This is a genomic window from Mesorhizobium sp. CA5 (genome assembly GCF_020165105.1).
Classification (GTDB): Bacteria; Pseudomonadota; Alphaproteobacteria; order Rhizobiales; family Rhizobiaceae; genus Mesorhizobium.
On the sequence record NZ_JAIUHJ010000047.1, the window covers coordinates 1 to 1,157 of the forward strand.

Here is a 1,157-nt window from a genome sequence, read left to right on the forward strand (position 1 = left end):
AGGGGCCTGTTGCGCAGTTAGCGAGAACAGGCTCGCAGAGGGGTTTTGGCCGCGAAGTCTATTGTGCTTGGTGGGCGATTTGGCCTTGGGGTTGAGTTTGATGGTGGCGGTGCGGCCCCTAGGCCGGTAGCTGGGCGCACCTATCCTGTGATGGCCGCCCATCGGCGCATGTTGAAAGCGATCGCCGCCATCGTTACCTGGGCTGCGGCCTTGGCCAGTCCGACATAGCGGATCATGGTCAGCTTCATGCGGTTCTTGAGCGTGGCGAAGGTGGTCTCCACTGCCGCTCGCCGTCTGGCGATCAGGCGATTGTAGTGCTTGAGCCGCTCAGGCAGCGCATGATGCTTGTTGGGGCGGCGGGCAATGCGCACCTTCTTGCCTTCGGCCTTGAGCCGGGCACGGCGAGCATGGGTGTCATACGCGGCGTCCGCCCACACCGTCTTCTCGTCGCCGCAGATCAAGGCATCAGCCATTACCGTGTCGTTGACGTTGGCCGGTGTGGTGATCACCGTGCGGATCAGACCGGAGCCCTCATCCACCCCGACATGAGCCTTGTAGCCAAAGGTGAGGCCGCGTTTGCCCTTGCGTGCGGTGATGCGAGCGTCTGTGTCCTTCGACGGCCGCTCAGGCGTCGGTGGCGCCGAAACCGCATCGATCAGTGTGGCATCCAGCATTGTGCCGCGCTTCAGGATCACGCCGGCTTTCTCCAACTGCCGGTCCAGTTCGCCGAACAGCTTCTCCATCAGCCCTTCGCCGACAAGCAGATTGCGAAAGCGCGACAGAACCGTGTGGTCGGGGATCGTATCGTCCAGCCCCAACCCGGCAAAGCGCCGGAATGACAGACGGTCGCCCAGCGCTTCCTCCAACTCGCGATCAGACAGGCCATAGAGCGATTGCAGCAACAGCGCCTTGAACAGCACCAGTGGCGGCCAAGCTGCCCGGCCAGGTCCACCATCGCGCAGCGGGTTGAGCAGCTTCTCGAAGCGGTACCACTTCACCAGACCTGACAGACGGTCGAGTGGCGAAGAACCGCCCGCAAGCTTGTCGCCTAGAAACGCCTCCGCCAGGCTCAACTGTCCCGTCTGCTTCACAGCCATCGCGATTCCCTCCGAGCTTCCTCTCAGAGAATCACAACCAGCCAATTACGCAACAGGCCC

1 protein-coding gene is annotated in these 1,157 nt (G+C 62.6%); it reads right to left on the bottom strand.

Features of this window, described 5'->3' with window-relative positions; translation table 11 throughout:
• Positions 1 to 140: 140 nt before the first annotated feature.
• Positions 141 to 1,097 (bottom strand): IS5 family transposase, encoded by a 957-nt coding sequence (locus tag LB529_RS28920; protein ID WP_095770217.1) that lies wholly within the window; start codon positions 1,095 to 1,097, stop codon positions 141 to 143.
• Positions 1,098 to 1,157 lie beyond the last annotated feature (60 nt).